The 18,096-nt window shown below is 53.9% G+C and carries 18 protein-coding genes; 7 read left to right on the forward strand and 11 right to left on the reverse strand.

The window, feature by feature from the left end:
- Positions 1 to 5: 5 nt before the first annotated feature.
- The 6 genes from ACOTY5_RS18645 to rfaD are packed head-to-tail and all read right to left on the reverse strand — an operon-like array spanning position 6 to position 6,191.
- Positions 6 to 1,217 (reverse strand): O-antigen ligase family protein, encoded by a 1,212-nt coding sequence (locus ACOTY5_RS18645; protein ID WP_015570034.1) that lies wholly within the window; start codon positions 1,215 to 1,217, stop codon positions 6 to 8.
- Positions 1,205 to 2,104 carry a glycosyltransferase family 2 protein gene (locus tag ACOTY5_RS18650; RefSeq protein WP_045142433.1) on the reverse strand — a complete coding sequence of 300 codons (900 nt, stop codon included), beginning with the start codon at positions 2,102 to 2,104 and terminating at the stop codon, positions 1,205 to 1,207. Before ACOTY5_RS18650 ends, ACOTY5_RS18645 begins: the two co-directional genes overlap by 13 nt.
- A 5-nt stretch (positions 2,105 to 2,109) precedes the next feature.
- Positions 2,110 to 3,219, reverse strand: a complete 1,110-nt coding sequence (locus tag ACOTY5_RS18655; protein WP_045142434.1) for a glycosyltransferase family 9 protein — start codon at positions 3,217 to 3,219, stop codon at positions 2,110 to 2,112.
- 3 nt (positions 3,220 to 3,222) lie between these two features.
- A complete protein-coding gene (rfaC, locus tag ACOTY5_RS18660) occupies positions 3,223 to 4,206 on the reverse strand; it encodes a lipopolysaccharide heptosyltransferase RfaC (protein WP_045142435.1) in 984 nt (327 codons plus the stop codon).
- A 3-nt stretch (positions 4,207 to 4,209) separates the two neighbouring features.
- Complete coding sequence (gene rfaF, locus ACOTY5_RS18665; RefSeq protein ID WP_062934140.1) at positions 4,210 to 5,256, reverse strand: ADP-heptose--LPS heptosyltransferase RfaF; 1,047 nt, start codon at positions 5,254 to 5,256, stop codon at positions 4,210 to 4,212.
- A gap of 2 nt (positions 5,257 to 5,258) precedes the next feature.
- Positions 5,259 to 6,191: an ADP-glyceromanno-heptose 6-epimerase gene (gene rfaD / locus ACOTY5_RS18670; protein WP_003860858.1), complete on the reverse strand. Its 933-nt coding sequence runs from the start codon at positions 6,189 to 6,191 to the stop codon at positions 5,259 to 5,261.
- A gap of 213 nt (positions 6,192 to 6,404) precedes the next feature.
- Here rfaD and kbl point away from each other — a divergent pair, with 213 nt between their 5' ends.
- Both kbl and tdh read left to right on the forward strand, forming a co-directional pair.
- Entirely contained in the window at positions 6,405 to 7,601 is a 1,197-nt protein-coding gene (gene kbl, locus ACOTY5_RS18675) for a glycine C-acetyltransferase (RefSeq protein ID WP_015570030.1), read from the forward strand.
- 9 nt (positions 7,602 to 7,610) lie between these two features.
- Positions 7,611 to 8,639, forward strand: coding sequence for an L-threonine 3-dehydrogenase (gene tdh / locus ACOTY5_RS18680; RefSeq protein WP_045142437.1), 1,029 nt, complete (start codon positions 7,611 to 7,613; stop codon positions 8,637 to 8,639).
- 26 nt (positions 8,640 to 8,665) lie between these two features.
- On the opposite strand, the gene ACOTY5_RS18685 is transcribed toward tdh, so the two are convergent.
- Both ACOTY5_RS18685 and ACOTY5_RS18690 read right to left on the reverse strand, forming a co-directional pair.
- Positions 8,666 to 9,580, reverse strand: coding sequence for a hypothetical protein (locus ACOTY5_RS18685; protein WP_015570028.1), 915 nt, complete (start codon positions 9,578 to 9,580; stop codon positions 8,666 to 8,668).
- Positions 9,581 to 9,595: 15 nt separating this feature from the next.
- Positions 9,596 to 10,801, reverse strand: a complete 1,206-nt coding sequence (locus ACOTY5_RS18690; protein WP_017383609.1) for a glycosyltransferase — start codon at positions 10,799 to 10,801, stop codon at positions 9,596 to 9,598.
- A gap of 206 nt (positions 10,802 to 11,007) precedes the next feature.
- Here ACOTY5_RS18690 and ACOTY5_RS18695 point away from each other — a divergent pair, with 206 nt between their 5' ends.
- A complete protein-coding gene (locus ACOTY5_RS18695; RefSeq protein ID WP_421631992.1) occupies positions 11,008 to 11,808 on the forward strand; it encodes a glycosyltransferase family 2 protein in 801 nt (266 codons plus the stop codon).
- 11 nt (positions 11,809 to 11,819) lie between these two features.
- Here ACOTY5_RS18695 and ACOTY5_RS18700 read toward each other — a convergent pair whose 3' ends face one another.
- From ACOTY5_RS18700 to gpmM, 3 genes are read right to left on the reverse strand one after another with little or no spacing between them, the layout of a single operon-like run.
- Complete coding sequence (locus ACOTY5_RS18700) at positions 11,820 to 12,752, reverse strand: divergent polysaccharide deacetylase family protein (RefSeq protein ID WP_045142438.1); 933 nt, start codon at positions 12,750 to 12,752, stop codon at positions 11,820 to 11,822.
- Positions 12,753 to 12,755: 3 nt separating this feature from the next.
- Positions 12,756 to 14,015, reverse strand: a complete 1,260-nt coding sequence (gene envC, locus ACOTY5_RS18705) for a murein hydrolase activator EnvC (RefSeq protein WP_230373259.1) — start codon at positions 14,013 to 14,015, stop codon at positions 12,756 to 12,758.
- Positions 14,016 to 14,048: 33 nt separating this feature from the next.
- The gene (gene gpmM / locus ACOTY5_RS18710; RefSeq protein ID WP_045142440.1) at positions 14,049 to 15,593 is read right to left on the reverse strand and encodes a 2,3-bisphosphoglycerate-independent phosphoglycerate mutase; all 1,545 of its coding nucleotides are present in this window, start codon (positions 15,591 to 15,593) and stop codon (positions 14,049 to 14,051) included.
- Between the two features lie 248 nt (positions 15,594 to 15,841).
- Here gpmM and ACOTY5_RS18715 point away from each other — a divergent pair, with 248 nt between their 5' ends.
- Genes ACOTY5_RS18715 through gpsA form a run of 4 tightly spaced genes read left to right on the forward strand, consistent with a single transcriptional unit; the run spans position 15,842 to position 18,054 of the window.
- On the forward strand, positions 15,842 to 16,273 hold the full coding sequence (locus tag ACOTY5_RS18715) for a rhodanese-like domain-containing protein (RefSeq protein ID WP_017383604.1): 432 nt from the start codon (positions 15,842 to 15,844) through the stop codon (positions 16,271 to 16,273).
- Between the two features lie 11 nt (positions 16,274 to 16,284).
- Positions 16,285 to 16,536, forward strand: a complete 252-nt coding sequence (grxC, locus tag ACOTY5_RS18720; protein ID WP_003860837.1) for a glutaredoxin 3 — start codon at positions 16,285 to 16,287, stop codon at positions 16,534 to 16,536.
- A gap of 31 nt (positions 16,537 to 16,567) precedes the next feature.
- Positions 16,568 to 17,035, forward strand: a complete 468-nt coding sequence (gene secB, locus ACOTY5_RS18725; RefSeq protein WP_014168079.1) for a protein-export chaperone SecB — start codon at positions 16,568 to 16,570, stop codon at positions 17,033 to 17,035.
- Positions 17,035 to 18,054: an NAD(P)H-dependent glycerol-3-phosphate dehydrogenase gene (gene gpsA / locus ACOTY5_RS18730; RefSeq protein WP_006812398.1), complete on the forward strand. Its 1,020-nt coding sequence runs from the start codon at positions 17,035 to 17,037 to the stop codon at positions 18,052 to 18,054. Before secB ends, gpsA begins: the two co-directional genes overlap by 1 nt.
- The last annotated feature ends 42 nt before the right edge of the window (positions 18,055 to 18,096 follow it).

Here is an 18,096-nt window from a genome sequence, read left to right on the forward strand (position 1 = left end):
ATTTGTTATTGCTGTTTTGTTTGTGAGAAAGGTGTACTTAGCGCAAACAAAATCATAAAGAAGATTAAGGCTTCTGAACTGAGCAGTATGACATCCGTCAGTCCATACAAAAGCAAAAGAAGCATCGACGTCAGCAGCAGTGCGTTTCTGTTTCGTAGGGCATACACAATCATCGAAACGAAGAAAAAGAGCATTACCGCTACGCCGGGGATCCCCTGCAAAGAGTATTTCTCAATAAATTCATTATGCAGGTGGACTTTGATGTATTCGAGTGCACTGCCAAGGTGAGGATGGCCGTCTTTAATGTAGTGTCGGGTCCACGCTTCACGCTCTTCCAGCGATTGCCCTAACGGATGGGCAAGACCATTCTCGATCCCGATAGTCCACATCGAAAAACGTGCGCCGAGTGAGGTGCGGTCAAAACCTTGTTGATAACGTTCAACCTCACGTTGGGTTTGTTGTATTTTTGGCGAAATCAATGGCTTGTAGCTAACGATTACAACGCCTGCAACAATGCATAAAAAGATGAGGGCTGATTTAAGATGAATCTTTCTGAAATGATAAAGCGTGAGCACAATCGCCAGAAGCAGATATAAACCCATCGCAGCGCGGGTCCCCGTCAACAGTATGACGAAGTAAGAGATTAATATAGTGAAGCCCGCAACAACATACAGCTTCACGTTCTGTTGAAGGTAAAGACTGTATACGAAAGCCAGTGACAGGACAGAATAAACATAGGCTGAAACGGTGGCACGGTTAATTGCCATCTCAACGCGAGTCATACCTTGCGAGGCCTGCCACAAGCCATACCCTGTGGCGAGCACAAACCCCAGGGCCGTTGCGAAGAAGAAGAATTTCCTGAAGGTATCCTTATCGATATAAAACTTAAAGCGGTCGATATAGAAAATCAGGACACTCGCTAAAATTAACTTTTTGCTGGCACCGAGGTAGTCGCTGTAAAGGTTGAGGCCCTCGTTATGATACTCATAGAGTAAGTACCAGCCGAGGTTAAGTAACCCAATCAGCAGAATGGGCAGTGCTATAGTAAAAGGTCGCAGAGTGATTTTTTTATATTCGAAAGCCAGGCCAATAATACTGACGTAAATAGCGATATAGAAAAATTCTCTTTGCTTCCCAGAACTGACTAAAGCCAGTATCAAGGAGATGAGGCTTAAAGCGATCGTCAGTTGATATAGCCGTGGTTTTATTTTTTCCATAACGCCTCAATAACCCTTTTTTTGTAGCTAAAACGAACATCGGTGGACATGAAAAAAGACAATGTATACATGGTCTTTACGCGTTGTTTCACGAGCTGCAATTGTTGGTCTGTCAGACAGGAGCGATGGTTGCTGTAAATATCAAACCAGTGGCAATTGACGAGATGTTTGTAGCGTGACGGAAATGTTCTTTCCATCTGTAACGTGCATTCGACAAGCGTTGAAATTTTGCTGGCGTCCAGACTGCTCGACAAACTGTCGCGACGCTTGATGTAATAATAATGCCCCTGGCGTTGATAGGCTATTTTGCTCGATTGCATCAACATTCCCGGGAAGACAGCGAAATCCTCATAACATAACATCGGAGGTATGGGATTTTTCTCGTAAAGACTACGATGAATAAACTGGCCAATGAGATGTGCCTGAAAGTCTTTATGACGTAAGAAACGAGCAATTGCTTCATGTTGTGACAATGGCACAGGATTAAATCCCTGCCAGTCTGAAGTCATTCTCCGGGGATCGCGAATCTCAAGCAAACGTGTCAGTAACATATCCGGACGTTGCGCTTTCAGGTAGGCCATTGCGTCCCTGAGGCTGCCCGGCTTTAAGCAATCATCACTGTCGAGCATCGTAATATACTCACCCGATGCCAGCGCGACAGCGCTGTTTCTTACCCGGCCTACGTTACGAAAGTTCACGGTGCGCGTTATGATCTGAGGAAATTTCGGCGACCACTCTTCAATTATTGCCTGCGTGGCATCCTCAGAACTGTCATTGAAAATAATAATTTCAGTGTCCTGATCGGTTGCTGCCAGCAGGCTTGAAAGCGTGGCGTGCAGCGTAGCTTCAGCGTTATGCGCAGCAATAATGACGCTTAAAAAAGCCATAAAAATTAGTTTCCTTGAGCGTCGGTAGCGCTAGCCAGTGAGCGGGCTTTTGGTAATGTACGGATAAACTGCTGAAGATCGTGTAACGCGGAGTCAGTGACAGAGAATAGTGCTTCCCGTTCTTGCGGGAAGTAATAGCGCGTTTCAAACACATAAGAACAAATGTTATCGTCATTCCCGATCAGCATCACATTGCCAAGCGGACGCTGTTCATAGTGACAACACGGTCCAAACAGCAGGACCACCGGCACGCCGACGGCGTCTGCGATGTAGACATTCCCCGAGTCAGACGCGATATAGCAGTCCATCTTAGAAATGGCCCAGGGAAGCTCTTCCAGCGAAATTTTGCCAATAAGATTGATAAAATTGGGGATTTCACCGTAAAGACGGGTGATATCGTCCATCCACGACTGTTCGTTTGGCGCGCCGAAGACATAAAACTCGCAGGGTAAATCAGCGAGTTGATCAACAATCCGCTTCCAGATAACCGGAGGGACGGTTTTGGCTTTATTGCCCGCCGCAATACTGATGCCGATGCGGATAACGCCAGGTTTATCAAGAATGGCCGGCCAGGTCGTCGGCTTGAAGAGTGGCTTTGTGGCGTGCTTGGGAGAGTCTTGCCACGTGAGCGAGCGGTCGGCCAGTTTCAGGTAATTCGTCACCGAAAGCGTTTTTTTGCCATGCTCAACGGTGCCGTCGGCTGCGAGATAGAAAATCCCGTGATACCACCTGCGCGTGTAAATGCTTAAAAATTGTTTGTTTTTGGCATTGCAGACGGCGGCAAAAAAGAGGTTCACGCTGTTGGGCTGTAGCAGGTAGACGTTGTCGTATCGGTTCATGATCCTGCACGCGAAGCACAGTTTACGCCACAGGTTGCGCTTATGCTGCTCAATAAAATAGATCTGCTCAATAGTCTCATCATGCTTCGCCAGCGCGCCAACGCTGCGACTGATCAACACATCGCTTTTTTGCAGATATGCCAGAAGAGGCGTCGCATTAATAAAGTCACCGATTTTGGCTGTCTGAATGACAAGGTTCTTGCCCGTGTCTTTTCGAAACAGCTTCCGGATGAGTTTCACCGGAAAGAGTAAAATCAGCAGAAATACATAACTCATGGGTTAAATATCCCTGTTGGAAAGCCGATGGCTGCCCTGTAAAAATGAAAAAATAGCATCTGCGCTAATATCCTTCGTTTGTTGCGTAGGGCTAACCATCTGATGCTGGTTTTTACCGTAACCCCCGATCAACCCCGGATCGGTCGGGCCGAAAATCGTGATATTAGGACGATCCAGTGCGGCGGTTAAATGGCTTAACCCTGTATCCACAGAAACGACGGCGTTAGCGCCCGCCAGCTGTGCGGCAACCTGCGCCAGCGTGAGTTTGGGTAACACCTCGACGTGGGAAAAACCTGCTGCCAGACGTTCCGCTCGCTGCCGCTCATGTTCAGCGCCCCACGGGAGTTTAATATGGATACCGCTAGGTTGCATTAGTTCAATCAGCCTTCTCCAGTGCGTTTCCGGCCAGTGCTTATCGTCGCGCGTTGTGGCATGCAGGAAAACCAGATAGGGCGCGATATCCTTGTCCGTTTCGCGCAGAAAATGCTGTGCGATGGCGTAGTCACCCTGGAGGTCGGGTTTTGCATAGCCGAGACTCTTAGCGAACAGCTCGCGGGTACGTTCCACGGCGTGCTGCTGCTTCGCAATATGGTGGCGACGGTTATAGAACAGGCTCGCCAGCGGTTCGCGGGCGGTTTGCCAGTCCATGCCGTGCTTTACGCCGTGCGCCAGACGCGTGACCAGCGCGGCGCTTTTCACCAGCCCCTGGGCGTCGACGATCGCGTCGTAACGCCGGGCCTGCACCGCTTCGCGGAAGGCTTTGCGTTCGGCTTTAATCTGTGCGGAGAACCATGCTTTGCGCCAGCGGCGAATGGCCACCGGGATCACGCGATCAACCGCTTCATGCCAGGTGGGGATCTGCGCGAAGCCTTCTTCCACCACCCAGTCAAAACGGATGCCGGGAATGGCCCGCATGGCGTCCGTCAGCGACGGCAGCGTATGCAGAACATCACCCATTGAGGAGGTTTTAACGATCAATACCCGCATCCGTTATCCTTCTTCGCTCAACAGCAGTGCGTTGAGTTCTTCGAGAACACGCTGCGGGGTAATGTCGATCAGGCTCTGATGGTAACCTTCTGCGGCATCGCCTTTGCGCACCTTGTGGTAGCCGGTGATCAAACGGATCACGCGCGCCTTGTGCGACAGCGGCGGCGTGAAGTCCGGGCTGCTTGGACCATACAGCGCGACCAGCGGGCAATCCAGCGCGGCGGCGACGTGCATCAGGCCAGAGTCGTTACTGACCACGGCCTTACAGGCGGCAATCAGGATAACCGCCTGCTCGAGCTGCGTTTCCCCGGCCAGGTTTCGGCACCATGCCTGTTGCTCGGTGCTCAGCGTGGCGAGAATTTCATTGCCCGCCTCATGATCTTTCGCCGAGCCAAACAGCACAATCTGATAGCCTTCATCGATAAGCTGTTTCGCCAGCTCTGCATAGTGATAGTGCGGCCAGCGTTTTGCCGGACCGAATTCTGCGCCAGGGCAGAACCCAATCATCGGGCGTTCGGACGAAATGCCAAATGCGTTGCAGGTGTGGGATTTCTCCCCATCGCTTACCTGGAGCTGCGGCCACAGCAGCGGCTGCGGCAGATCTTTCGCGCTGCGCATCACGCCTTTGTCGTAGGCCAGCGCCACGTAGCGCTCCACCATCAGCGGCCAGGCCTCTTTATCCAGCACCCGGGCGTCGTTCAGCAGGCCGTAGCGCATTTCACCGCGCCAGCCGGTACGGTGCGGGATGCCCGCAAAGAAGGGCACAAGGGCGGATTTGAAGGAGTTAGGCAGCACGTACGCGCGGTCATAGCGTTTCTCGCGCAGGCTGTGGCCGAGTTTGCGGCGTTCACCGATTTCCAGCGCGCCGTGTCCGAGCGGCATCGGGATCGCCTCGTTCACTTCCGGCATACGCGATAACAGCGGACGGCACCATGCGGGTGCCATCACGTCGATTATCGCCTGGGGATAACGCGCCTTGAGCGTGCGATAGAGACTTTGCGACATCATCATGTCGCCCACCCATGACGGGCCGATCACCAGAATTTTCATGCTTATGCGTCGCGGTTCAGCCAGGCCATATATTCCGTTACGCCTTCGGCAACGGTCTTGAACGGCTTGTCGTAGCCTGCGGCGCGCAGGTTAGTCAGGTCCGCCTGGGTGAATGCCTGGTAGCGGCCTTTCAGCTTATCCGGGAACGGAATGTACTCGATGCTGCCTTTCTTATGGTACGCCAGCGTCGCGTCTGCCACCGCCTGGAAGGATTCCGCGCGGCCAGTGCCCAGGTTGAAAATGCCGGACACGCCATTTTCCAGGAACCACAGGTTTACTGCCGCCACATCGCCCACGTAGACGAAGTCACGCTTGAAGCCGTCGCTGCCTTCGAACAGTTTCGGGCTTTCGCCGTTATTTAACTGGGTGTTCAGGTGGAACGCCACGCTCGCCATGCTGCCTTTGTGACCTTCGCGCGGCCCGTAGACGTTGAAGTAGCGGAAGCCGACAATCTGCGAGTTCGCTTCTGGCAGGATCTGACGCACGTACTCGTCAAACAGGAATTTGGAGTAACCGTAAACGTTCAGCGGCTGCTCATATTCGCGGGATTCGATGAAATCTGAAGTGCGCCCACCGTAGGTTGCCGCGGAAGAGGCGTACAGGAACGGAATTTCACGCTCCAGGCAGTAGTGCAGGAGCTCTTTGGAGTACTGATAGTTGTTATCCATCATGTACTTGCCGTCCCACTCGGTGGTGGAGGAGCAAGCACCTTCGTGGAAGATGGCTTCGATCTCGCCGAACTCTTCACCCGCCATAATCTGGATAAGGAAGTCTTCTTTATCCATGTAGTCAGCGATGTTCAGATCCACCAGGTTAACGAACTTGGTGCCGTCTTTCAGGTTATCCACCACCAGAATGTCGGTGATGCCTTTGTCATTGAGGGCCTTAACAATATTGCTGCCGATAAAGCCCGCGCCGCCAGTAACGATGATCATAACTGTAACCTTTGAAGTATGAGTCGGGGAATATCCCGAACGCTAATCTCTTTATCATATCATCACAATGCTCAGGCTTCAGCCATTCACCGATATGCAGCAGGGGTACGCGTGATTTATGCTGCAAAAACGAGAAGAGATACTGCGTCATCTCGTCATGAACTATTGGTTTGGGTAATATGTGCCAAAATTTGCCGAGTCTGGAGAATTGCAATGCGTGGTGATTTTTACAAACAGTTAAACAGCGACCTCGACACCGCACGTGCGGAAGGGTTGTTCAAAGAAGAGCGTATTATCACGTCTGCCCAGCAGGCGGACATCACCGTTGCCGACGGCAGCCATGTGATCAACTTTTGCGCGAACAACTATTTAGGTCTTGCGAATCACCCTGAGCTAATTGCCGCGGCGAAAAACGGCATGGACACCCACGGTTTCGGTATGGCCTCCGTTCGCTTTATCTGCGGTACGCAGGACAGCCACAAGCAGCTTGAGCAAAAGCTGGCGAACTTCCTCGGAATGGAAGACGCGATTCTGTACTCCTCCTGCTTCGACGCCAACGGCGGTCTGTTTGAGACCTTGCTCGGCGCAGAAGACGCGATTATCTCCGACGCCCTGAACCACGCCTCCATCATCGACGGCGTACGCCTGTGCAAAGCGAAGCGTTTCCGCTACGCCAACAACGACATGGTGGAGCTGGAAGCGCGCCTGAAAGAGGCCCGTGAAGCGGGGGCTCGCCACGTCCTGATCGCCACCGACGGCGTGTTCTCCATGGACGGTGTGATCGCCAACCTGAAGGGCGTGTGCGATCTGGCGGATAAATACGACGCGCTGGTGATGGTGGATGACTCTCACGCGGTCGGTTTTGTCGGCGAAAACGGTCGTGGCTCCCACGAATACTGCGACGTAATGGGCCGCGTGGATATCATCACCGGTACGCTGGGCAAAGCGCTCGGCGGCGCGTCTGGCGGCTACACCGCCGCGCGTAAAGAGGTGGTCGAGTGGCTGCGCCAGCGCTCCCGCCCGTATCTGTTCTCCAACTCCCTGGCGCCGGCGATTGTGGCTGCCTCCATTAAAGTGCTGGAGATGGTGGAATCCGGGGCTGAGCTGCGCGACCGCCTGTGGGCTAACGCCCGCCTGTTCCGTGAAAAAATGAGTGCCGCAGGATTCACCCTGGCCGGTGCCGATCACGCGATCATTCCGGTGATGTTGGGCGACGCGGTTGTCGCGCAGAAATTTGCTCGTGAGCTTCAGAAAGAAGGGATTTACGTGACCGGGTTCTTTTTCCCGGTGGTACCAAAAGGTCAGGCGCGTATCCGCACCCAGATGTCTGCGGCGCACTCGCCTGAACAAATTGAACGTGCGGTGGAAGCCTTTACCCGCATCGGCAAACAGCTGGGCGTCATTGCCTGAGGACGTATGATGAAAGCGTTATCCAAACTGAAAGCGGAAGAAGGGATTTGGATGATCGACGTGCCGGAGCCGGAAGTCGGTCATAACGATCTGCTGATCAAAATTCGTAAAACCGCCATCTGCGGTACTGACGTTCACATCTACAACTGGGACCAGTGGTCGCAGAAAACCATTCCGGTACCGATGGTTGTCGGTCACGAATATGTCGGCGAAGTGGTGGGTATCGGCCAGGAAGTAAAAGGCTTCAACATTGGCGATCGCGTCTCCGGTGAAGGCCACATTACCTGCGGTCACTGCCGTAACTGTCGCGGTGGGCGTACCCACCTGTGCCGCAACACCGTCGGCGTGGGCGTGAACCGTCCGGGCTGTTTCGCGGAATATCTGGTGATCCCGGCGTTTAACGCCTTCAAAATCCCGGACAATATCTCTGACGATCTGGCCTCCATTTTCGACCCGTTCGGCAACGCGGTACACACGGCGCTCTCCTTCGACCTGGTGGGTGAAGACGTGCTGGTTTCCGGCGCGGGCCCCATCGGCATTATGGCGGCAGCCGTGGCGAAGCATGTGGGTGCGCGCAACGTGGTGATCACCGACGTGAACGAATACCGCCTGTCGCTGGCGCGCAAAATGGGCGTCACCCGCGCGGTGGATGTCTCGAAAGAGAGCCTGACCGATGTGATGGAAGAGCTGGGCATGACCGAAGGCTTTGACGTGGGTCTGGAGATGTCCGGCGCGCCACCGGCGTTCCGCACCATGCTCGACACCATGAACCACGGTGGCCGTATCGCGATGCTGGGTATTCCGCCGTCAGATATGTCCATTGACTGGAACAAAGTCATCTTCAAGGGGCTGTTCATTAAGGGCATCTATGGCCGTGAGATGTTCGAAACCTGGTACAAGATGGCCGCGCTGATCCAGTCCGGTCTGGATCTGTCCCCGATTATCACTCACCGTTTCTCCATCGATGAGTTCCAGCAGGGCTTTGACGCAATGCGGTCCGGCCAGTCAGGGAAAGTGATCCTGAGCTGGGATAAGTAATTAAAAAGGGGCCAGCGGCCCCTTTTTTACTGATTCTTTTTCTCTTCGTCCGTCAGGTAGCGCACCTTGCGGGTGTAATCCTGGCCTTTGAACAGCAGTTTGTTATCCGGCGATTCCAGATACTTCTGCCATTCGGAAAGCGGGAAACCACCGTGCGCGCCAATCACCTCTTTCGGCACAACGGCTTCCTGACCGCCGATCTTCTTGGAGACCGGCCAGTTCATCCAGTCACCGAGGTTAACCGTTTTTACATCCAGCATGTCCAGCAGCGCAGCGAGCGGCAGCTGATCGGTCGGCGGCTGCGTATCGTCCATCAGCTCCCAGGTATCCTGGAACAGCGTCAGCCACAGCGGGCAGATACGGCGCCAGGTCTTTTTGGTGGCGGCAAGAAACGCGCCGTTAACGTGATCGACCAGATACGGACGCACCGTTTCTTTGTAATATGCCGGCACTTTCTCCGCTGGCGCGCCGTCCAGCTTGGCAATCATTTTGCCCTGACGGAAGCTGGAGTAGATGTGCATATCCGCCATGTTGATCTCTGGCATTTTAAGCAGGTTGAGATCGGAGTCGATCATCAGCACACCTTCACCGCGCGCCTGCAACGGAGCGTTAAGCTTCACCAGACGACTGAGGTAGATCTGCTTATAGCGGTAACCTTCTTCACGTTTTGGAAGCGTGAGGGTAACAACGCGGGTTTTTGGCGGCAGCTCGCCGAAAGCGGATTCAGGCTGATCGCTGACGATAACAATCTCGCTGACGTCGGTGGCATAACGCTCTGCAAAGGTCGCTGACAATAACGCCTCTTCGACGAAATCCGCGCCCGTACACGGGATCACAATGGAATCCACCGCAACGAGATCGCGCGTGACCGGAAGGGAAGCGTAAGGAATGTTATGACGCCCGGTAATGTGGCGGTAGCGAGCATTCAGGAATTTAAACATGTTCTTCTCGTTTGGTTATTGCGCGCCAAGAACGGCCTCGACACCGTTAACATAGCTTTCAATGGCATACATGTTGCAGACATTCTGGTGTGCGGCAGCGGCGAGCCGGGCGCGCAGAGCAGGATCCTGCCAGATATTATCCAGATGTTGAGCAAGTTGCGACACGTCGCTCCAGGGAAACAGCAGGCCGGTCGACTCATGATCGATCAATTCTGCCGTGCCGGTCACCTTTGAACCAATCACGGGAATATTCAGCAGCATCGCCTCCAGCACGACGCGCGGCAGGCCTTCGCTCTTCGAGGCCAGAATAAATGCGTCAAAGGTGGCGAGATAGTCAAAAGGCGTGTTCTGGAAACCGGTAAAAATGACGTGCTCAGCAATACCCAGCGCGTCAGCCTGTGCCGCCAGTGCGCCGCGCTCCGCCCCTTCACCGACCAACACCATCTTCCATTTTGCCTGCGGGTGCCTCTGGCTGAACTGTGCCAGCGCCTCCAGCGTATGGTGGTTGGCTTTGCGAGGGATTAGCGAGCCAATGCTGCCGAACACAAACGTGTCGTCATCAATGTTCAGGCGCTGGCGCATCGCGCGTCGGTCGGGCAAAGGCTGGTGGATGTCGATAGCATTGTTGACCGTGGTACACAGCGCTGGCCGGACGCCATGCTGAAGCAACACGCGTTCAACGCCGTGCGAGACGGCGATGATTTTTGTGGCATGGGCATTGACCAGCTTCACCAGCGGCGGGGTCAGCACCGGTTCAATCCGGCAGTGCTGGATTATCCGCGCATGCAGGTTTGCGCCCGCCAGATACCCTTCTTCGTTAGAGCCTGGCTGGTTGTTCATATACAGCGTATCGAATCCACCTTCCCTGAAAATGGTCTCGATCTTGCTGACGTTGGGGCGAATGCGCCACAGGGTATCGATATGCCGCGTAAAAGCTTTGCGCGCTGAACGCGAGAAAAACAGCAGACCACGTCCCGCTTCTTTCAGTAGTTTTGCCCATGCCGGTTGCTTACGTTGAGGGATAACGAGTAGCGGGATCCCAATGCTATTGAGCACCTGGCCAATCGTTTGACCTTCAGCACGACTATAATCCCTGTAAAAACAACAGGTAATGTCGAATTTGTCGCGGTTGATTCGCTTCAGAAGCTCAAGCATACTGTTGGTACCTCCCCCCCATTCTTTGCCCGTGTCCAGGAGGAGGATTTTACGTTTTTGCGGCATGTCTGAATCCGTATACTACCCTTCATCTGACCGCATTATAAAGAATTTACTGAAATAAAATAGATTTTTTGTATTCATTTGCCTTTTTATAAGCAAAGGTTTTAAACACGCTTATTTTAAAAGTGCGATTTAAGACTTTAATCGCCTCTTCTCAATTCGATAGTATGAGTGCAAAAATTTTATGTCGTTATTGAGAGAGTGAAAATATGTTTAAAATAACGGTCTGCTTATTAACGTTTAACTCCGAAAGAACGTTGCACGATGTTATTCCTCCTCTTTTAAAAATAGCAGATGAATTCGTTATAGTGGATTCCGGAAGTACAGACTCGACGATATATATTTGCCAGAGTTATGGATTGTCGCCCATATTCAAAAAATATAGCTGGCACGGCGAGCAGATGAACCATGCCGTATCCCATGTGCACAACGACTGGGTGCTGTGCATGGACAGTGACGAAATACTCGATCAAGAAACCGTTGATGCTATTTTAAAATTAAAAATGGGCGATGAACCCGAACCGGATATGGCGTGGCGGATATGTCGTCACTGGTTTGTTTTGGGAGAAAATGTCCGAACGATTTATCCCGTCTCATCACCGGATTATCCGGTGCGTCTTTTTAACCGTACGCAGTCGCGATTTAATAACCGGCCAGTAGACGATCAGGTTGAAGGTTTTCTCCGTTCTGAACGTATTCCAGGTTATGTCAGACATGATACGTTTTATTCGCTGCATGAACTTTTTAATAAATTAAACGGATATACCACTCGCCTGGTTCAATATCAGACGATACGTCCCTCTCTTGGTCGCGGCGCGATCAGCGCTATTGGCGCATTTTTCAAATGGTATCTGTTTAGCGGTGCGTGGCGTCAGGGCAAAGTAGGTGTGGTGACAGGGTTTTATGCCACGGCGTACAGTTTTTTGAAGTATTTCAAGGCCTGGTATCAGGATCGGGAAAAGAGAGAGTCCGTTGCAAAAGAGCAGTCGGACTCTTATCTGGCAGAATAGGCGTTAGCCGATCAGGCTTTTTTTCCCCAACCCTGCCACTGTTGCTGGACGTATTTAACCAGTGTACTGCTGCTGATGCTTTCGCCAATCACCGAGAAGAAGCGGGTTGCATAGACCGGTTCAGGCGGCTGTTTCAGCGTGCAGTTCTTCACGCCGCGGAATGGATTACGCGGCTGCGTTGCGGGTGGTTGCGCGCTACCCGGACGAGAAGTATCCACCTGAGGTTCATTGAGCAGATCGCTCGGACGCACCAGCGTAATATCGGCGGGTAAGCCCGACAACATTTGCTGCAAAACGCGAACGGTAGACGGATGCGGATGCCCAATGGCAATCGCCGAACCGTTACGGCGCGCCAGCTGTACCGCGCGGTTAAACTGCACGCGGATATCCGCTTCGTTCTGGGAGTCGTCCAGGAATACTTTGCGCTTGATCACTTTTACACCTGTCCCCTGAGCGGCACGCATCGCCTGGCTGTTGCCGATGGTCATGCTGTCGAGGAAATAGAGATTGTAACGCTCCAGCGCCTGCATCACTTTCAGCATACCGTACAGGCTGGAGGTCATCGCGCTGCCCATATGGTTATTCAGACCCACGGCATACGGCACTTTATTGTACGCATCGCGGATGATGCGATCGATCTCGTCGCTGCTCATGTCCGGGCGCAGGGTATCTTTTTCCAGCGGCTGCTTGCTGAGGGGGGCCATCGGCAGATGGATGAGGACCTGATGGCCGCCATTGTGCGCTTTAGTCGCCATTTCATGCGCATGAGGCGCATTAGGCAGGACGGCGACAGAGATGGCTGACGGCATCGCCAGCACCTGATTTTCATAGTGTGGTCGATAACCGAAGTCATCAATCACAATCGCGAGTTTGCCTGCATAAACCGGTGCAGCCAGCGCCAGTGCGCTGACTACGGAAACAACAATTCGACGAAATTGAAGCAAAACCTATCTTCCCAACCACGGCTGTGGATTGACCGCCTGACCCTGACGACGAATTTCGAAATAGAGTGACGGGCGGCCCTGACCGCCACTGCTGCCCACAAGGGCAATGGGTTGACCCGCGCGCACCTGGGTGCCAACGCTGACCAGCGCGCTCTGGTTGTAGCCGTAAAGACTCATATCGCCTTTACCGTGTTCAACCACCACCACGAGCCCATAACCCTGTAGCCAGTCGGCCAGGATCACGCGGCCATCGGCGATGGCTTTCACTTCGCTACCTTCAGACGCACCGATAACGATCCCCTTCCAACGTAGCTCACCCTGCAACTGTTCGCCATAGCGATGCAGGATCGTACCGCGAACGGGCCAGTAAGCCTGACCACGCGGGGAGCCGAGGCCGCCGGTACGCGACATCAGGGAACGTTCATTTTCAGTCGGTTTGTAGGTGGTGCCTTTCCGGGAGGCTTCCTGCTGCTTATTACGCACCGCCTGCGCTTCGCGCGCTTCTTTTTCGGCGCGCGCTTTGGCCGCGGCTTCTGCCCGGGCAATGCTGTTACGCAGTCTGGATTCGTTGGCGCGCATTTCGCTCAGCTGGCTTTGTCCTGCCTGGATAGAGGACTCCAGCCCGGCGAGCGTCTTCTTACGCTCATTGCGCGCCTGCTCAAGCTTCTCCTGCTGCGCCTGCTGATCGTAGAGCAGCGTTTGCTGCTGGCTCTGCTTCTCTTCCAGCTCGGCTTTTTGCGTGGTGACTTCTTCGCGCGTCTGTTTCAGCTGCGCAATGGTCTCCTGACGCGCCTGGTTTAGATAGCCGAAATAGGCCTGTAAACGCTGACCACGCTGGCTCTCTTCACCGCTGAGGATCAGCTGAAGGCCTGTGTGCTCACCCTGACGGAAAGCAGCATCAAGCTGTGCAGCAAGGTTCCGCTCCTGGGCATCGCGCTGACGCTCCAGTCTCGCAATCGACGCGTTCATTTCATCGATTTGCTTATTGAGCTGGGCAAGGGTGTTTTGTGTTTCACGCAGCTTACGCGCGGCGGCGGAAATGGCCTCTTCCTGCTTTTTAAGCTGGGCGAGCAGGGTGGCGCGCTGCTGTTGCTGCTGACGTACCGCACGCTCTTTGGCGGCGATATCGGCCTGAATGGATTTAAGCTGATCGCGGTCATCCGCGTGGGCGGATGCGGCGCACAGCAATACGCCAGCGCTGAGTGCGCTGGCGCAAAGCAGAGGTCTGACTGATAACCGAAGCGGCTTCACGACCCATGTGATTGAAAAAATCGCCTTTCCCCTCATGGGGAGCGATTATTCCACGATGAACAGCGGCTTGCCAGTCATCTCTTCAGGGATTTCCATACCCATCAGCGACAACATGGTTGGCGCGATGTCGGAAAGCTTGCCGCCTTCCACAGCTTTCACTGATTTATCACCTACATAAATCAGTGGAACAGGCAGGTTGGTATGGGCGGTATGCGCCTGACCGGTTGCCGGATCACGCATCTGTTCTGCGTTACCGTGGTCAGCAGTGATCAGCAGCTGGCCGCCCACGGATTCAACCGCTTTCGCGACCTGCTCAACGCAGTGGTCCAGCGCTTCAACCGCTTTAACGGCTGCTTCCATCACGCCGGTGTGGCCCACCATGTCGCCATTCGGATAGTTACAGATGATGGTGTCGTATTTACCGCTTTCGATCGCGGCCACCAGTTTTTCGGTCAGCTCCGCAGAGCTCATTTCTGGCTGGAGATCGTAAGTGGCGACTTTCGGCGAGTTAATCAGGATGCGGTCTTCGCCTTTAAACGGCTCTTCTACGCCACCGTTAAAGAAGAAGGTCACGTGCGCATACTTCTCAGTTTCGGAGATGCGCAGCTGCGTTTTATCGTTTTTCGCCATCCACTCGCCGAAGGTATTTTCCAGGGAAGCGGGTGGATACGCGCATGGGGCTTTGATATCCGCTGCATACTCGGTCAACTGGATGAAATCGATCTTCGCCACTTTCTTACGGGCGAAACCGTCGAAATCGCTGTTGACGAAGGCGCGGGTGATTTCGCGCGCGCGGTCAGCACGGAAGTTCATGAAGATCAGCGCATCGGCATCTTCCATGGCGGCATCGGCCTGGCCTTCAGCGCGGATCACGGTTGCCTTCACAAATTCGTCGTTTTCATCACGCGCGTAAGCCGCTTCCAGGCCTTCAACGGCGGTCGGGAACTGGAACTCGCCTTTTGCCAGGGTCAGCAGATCATAGGCTTGCTCAACGCGGTCCCAGCGGTTGTCGCGGTCCATGGCATAGTAACGGCCAATGATGGACGCCACGCGGCCTTTGCCCAGTGCGGCAAATTTATCTTCAAACGCTTCAAGAGAACCTTTTGCGCTGCGTGGCGGCGTATCGCGACCATCCAGGAAGGCGTGCAGATAGATTTTTTCCGCACCGCGCTCAGCGGCCAGTTCTACCATCGCCATGATGTGATCTTCGTGGCTGTGAACGCCGCCCGCAGAGAGCAGACCCATAATGTGAACGGCCTTACCTGCGGCAACGGCTTTATCAACCGCTCCGGTGAGCGTTGGGTTGGCAAAGAATGTACGTTCTTTGATTTCAACGTCCAGGCGCGTCAGGTCCTGATAAACGATACGGCCCGCACCCAGGTTAACGTGACCCACTTCTGAGTTGCCCATCTGACGATCCGGCAGACCCACTTCCAGGCCAGACGCATCAATCAGGGTGTGGGGACGTTTTGCCCATAGCGCATCCATCACCGGGGTTTTGGCGTTGAAAATGGCGTTATCCTGTTGATCTTCACGGTAGCCATAGCCATCCAGAATCACCAGTACCATAGGTTTTTTAGAAACCGACATTGCGACAACCTCATGCTCAAGAGACAAAAAATTTGCGTAATTTTACTACAGCTGAATCGATAAAATAGCCGCAGAAGATCAAAGAAAGCGCGGGGGCAAGGCTGTTCTCAGGCCATTTTGAGGCTTTTTTTACGTGGCATGCCGCAGAAAATAGATTAGCTTTATGTCGCTGGCTGTATTTGCCACAGCGCACAGGTATACTCCTGTCCTGGTTTTTTTAATCACTTAGTCGGGAGTTGTTACCCCCCATGCAAGAAATTATGCAATTCGTTAGCCGCCACCCGGTTCTGAGCATCGCGTGGATTGGCCTGCTGGTCGCTGTACTGTTCACCACATTTAAGGGACTGACGTCTAAAATTAAGGTGATCACCCGCGGTGAAGCGACACGTCTGATCAACAAAGAGGACGCCGTGGTTGTCGATCTGCGTCAGCGCGACGATTTCCGCAAGGGTCACATCGCAGGTGCTATCAACCTGCTGCCCGCGGAAATTAAAGCGAACAACATTGGTGAGCTGGAGAAGCATAAAGCCCAGCCGATTATTGTTGTTGACGGCACTGGCATGCAGGCGCAGGAATCTGCCAGCGCACTGCATAAAGCAGGCTTTGAAAACGTAACGGTGCTGAAAGAAGGCATCTCCGGCTGGAGCGGGGAGAATCTTCCTTTAGTGCGCGGTAAATAAGGAGTTAAGTGATGGCCAATATTGAGATCTACACCAAAGCAACGTGCCCGTTCTGCCACCGAGCGAAAGCGCTGCTGTCCAGCAAAGGCGTAACGTTCAAGGAACTGCCGATCGATGGTGACGCGATTAAACGCGAAGAGATGATCCAACGCAGTGGTCGCACAACGGTTCCACAGATTTTTATTGATGCGCAGCACATTGGCGGCTGTGATGACTTGTATGCGCTCGACGCTCGTGGCGGACTCGATCCGCTGCTGAGCTAGAGACTTTAGGACAATTAAAAAGGGTTTTTCCATGTCAGAACAAAACAACACCGAGATGACTTTCCAGATCCAGCGCATCTACACCAAGGATGTCTCTTTCGAAGCGCCAAATGCGCCGCACGTTTTCCAGAAAGACTGGCAGCCAGAGGTTAAACTTGATCTGGATACCGCATCCACCCAGCTGGCGGATGATGTGTATGAAGTCGTACTGCGTGTCACCGTGACCGCCTCTCTGGGCGAAGAAACCGCATTCCTGTGCGAAGTTCAGCAGGGCGGTATCTTCTCCATCGGCGGCATCGAAGGCAACCAGATGGCGCATTGCCTGGGTGCATACTGCCCGAACATCCTGTTCCCGTATGCCCGTGAATGCATCACCAGCCTGGTTTCTCGCGGTACATTCCCGCAACTGAACCTTGCGCCAGTAAACTTTGATGCGCTGTTCATGAACTATCTACAGCAGCAGGCTGGCGAAGGTACCGAACAACATCAGGATGCCTGATGAGCACTGTTAATGCGTCAATGACTGTGATCGGTGCCGGCTCTTACGGCACCGCTCTTGCCATCACCCTGGCAAGAAATGGTCACGACGTGGTCCTGTGGGGCCACGATCCAAAACATATCGCGACGTTGCAACACGACCGCTGCAATGTGGCGTTTCTCCCGGACGTTCCGTTCCCTGACTCCCTGTATCTGGAAAGCGACCTCGCGACCGCGCTGGCGGCCAGCCGCAATATTTTGATTGTGGTGCCAAGCCATGTGTTTGGCGAAGTCCTGCGTCAGATTAAGCCGCTGATGCGTGCGGATGCGCGTATTGTGTGGGCGACGAAGGGGCTGGAAGCGGAAACCGGACGTCTGTTGCAGGACGTTGCCCGCGAAGCGCTGGGAACAGCGATCCCGCTGGCGGTGATCTCCGGGCCGACGTTTGCCAAAGAGCTGGCTGCGGGCTTGCCGACGGCGATTTCGCTGGCGTCCACCGACCAGGCATTTTCCGACGATCTTCAGCAACTGCTGCACTGCGGCAAAAGCTTCCGCGTGTACAGCAACCCCGATTTTATCGGCGTGCAGCTGGGCGGCGCGGTGAAGAACGTCATTGCCATCGGGGCCGGGATGTCTGACGGCATCGGTTTCGGCGCGAATGCGCGTACTGCGCTGATCACCCGTGGCCTGACCGAAATGTCCCGCCTGGGCGAAGCGCTGGGTGCCGATCCGGCCACCTTTATGGGAATGGCAGGGCTGGGCGACCTGGTGCTGACCTGCACCGATAACCAGTCGCGTAACCGCCGCTTTGGCATGATGCTCGGACAGGGCAGCGATGTAAAAAGCGCGCAGGAGAAGATTGGTCAGGTGGTTGAAGGCTATCGCAATACCAAAGAAGTTCGCGAACTGGCGCACCGTTTCGGTGTTGAAATGCCAATAACCGAGGAAATTTATCAGGTATTGTATTGCGGAAAAAATGCGCGCGAGGCAGCATTGACCTTATTAGGTCGTGCGCGCAAGGACGAGCGCAGCAGCAATTAGCCGGGAAGTATCGTCACCTGAATGACCCAGCCAGCGCAGAAC

Source organism: Enterobacter cloacae complex sp. SHL018 (assembly GCF_049237905.1).
GTDB lineage: Bacteria > Pseudomonadota > Gammaproteobacteria > Enterobacterales > Enterobacteriaceae > Enterobacter > Enterobacter hormaechei_C.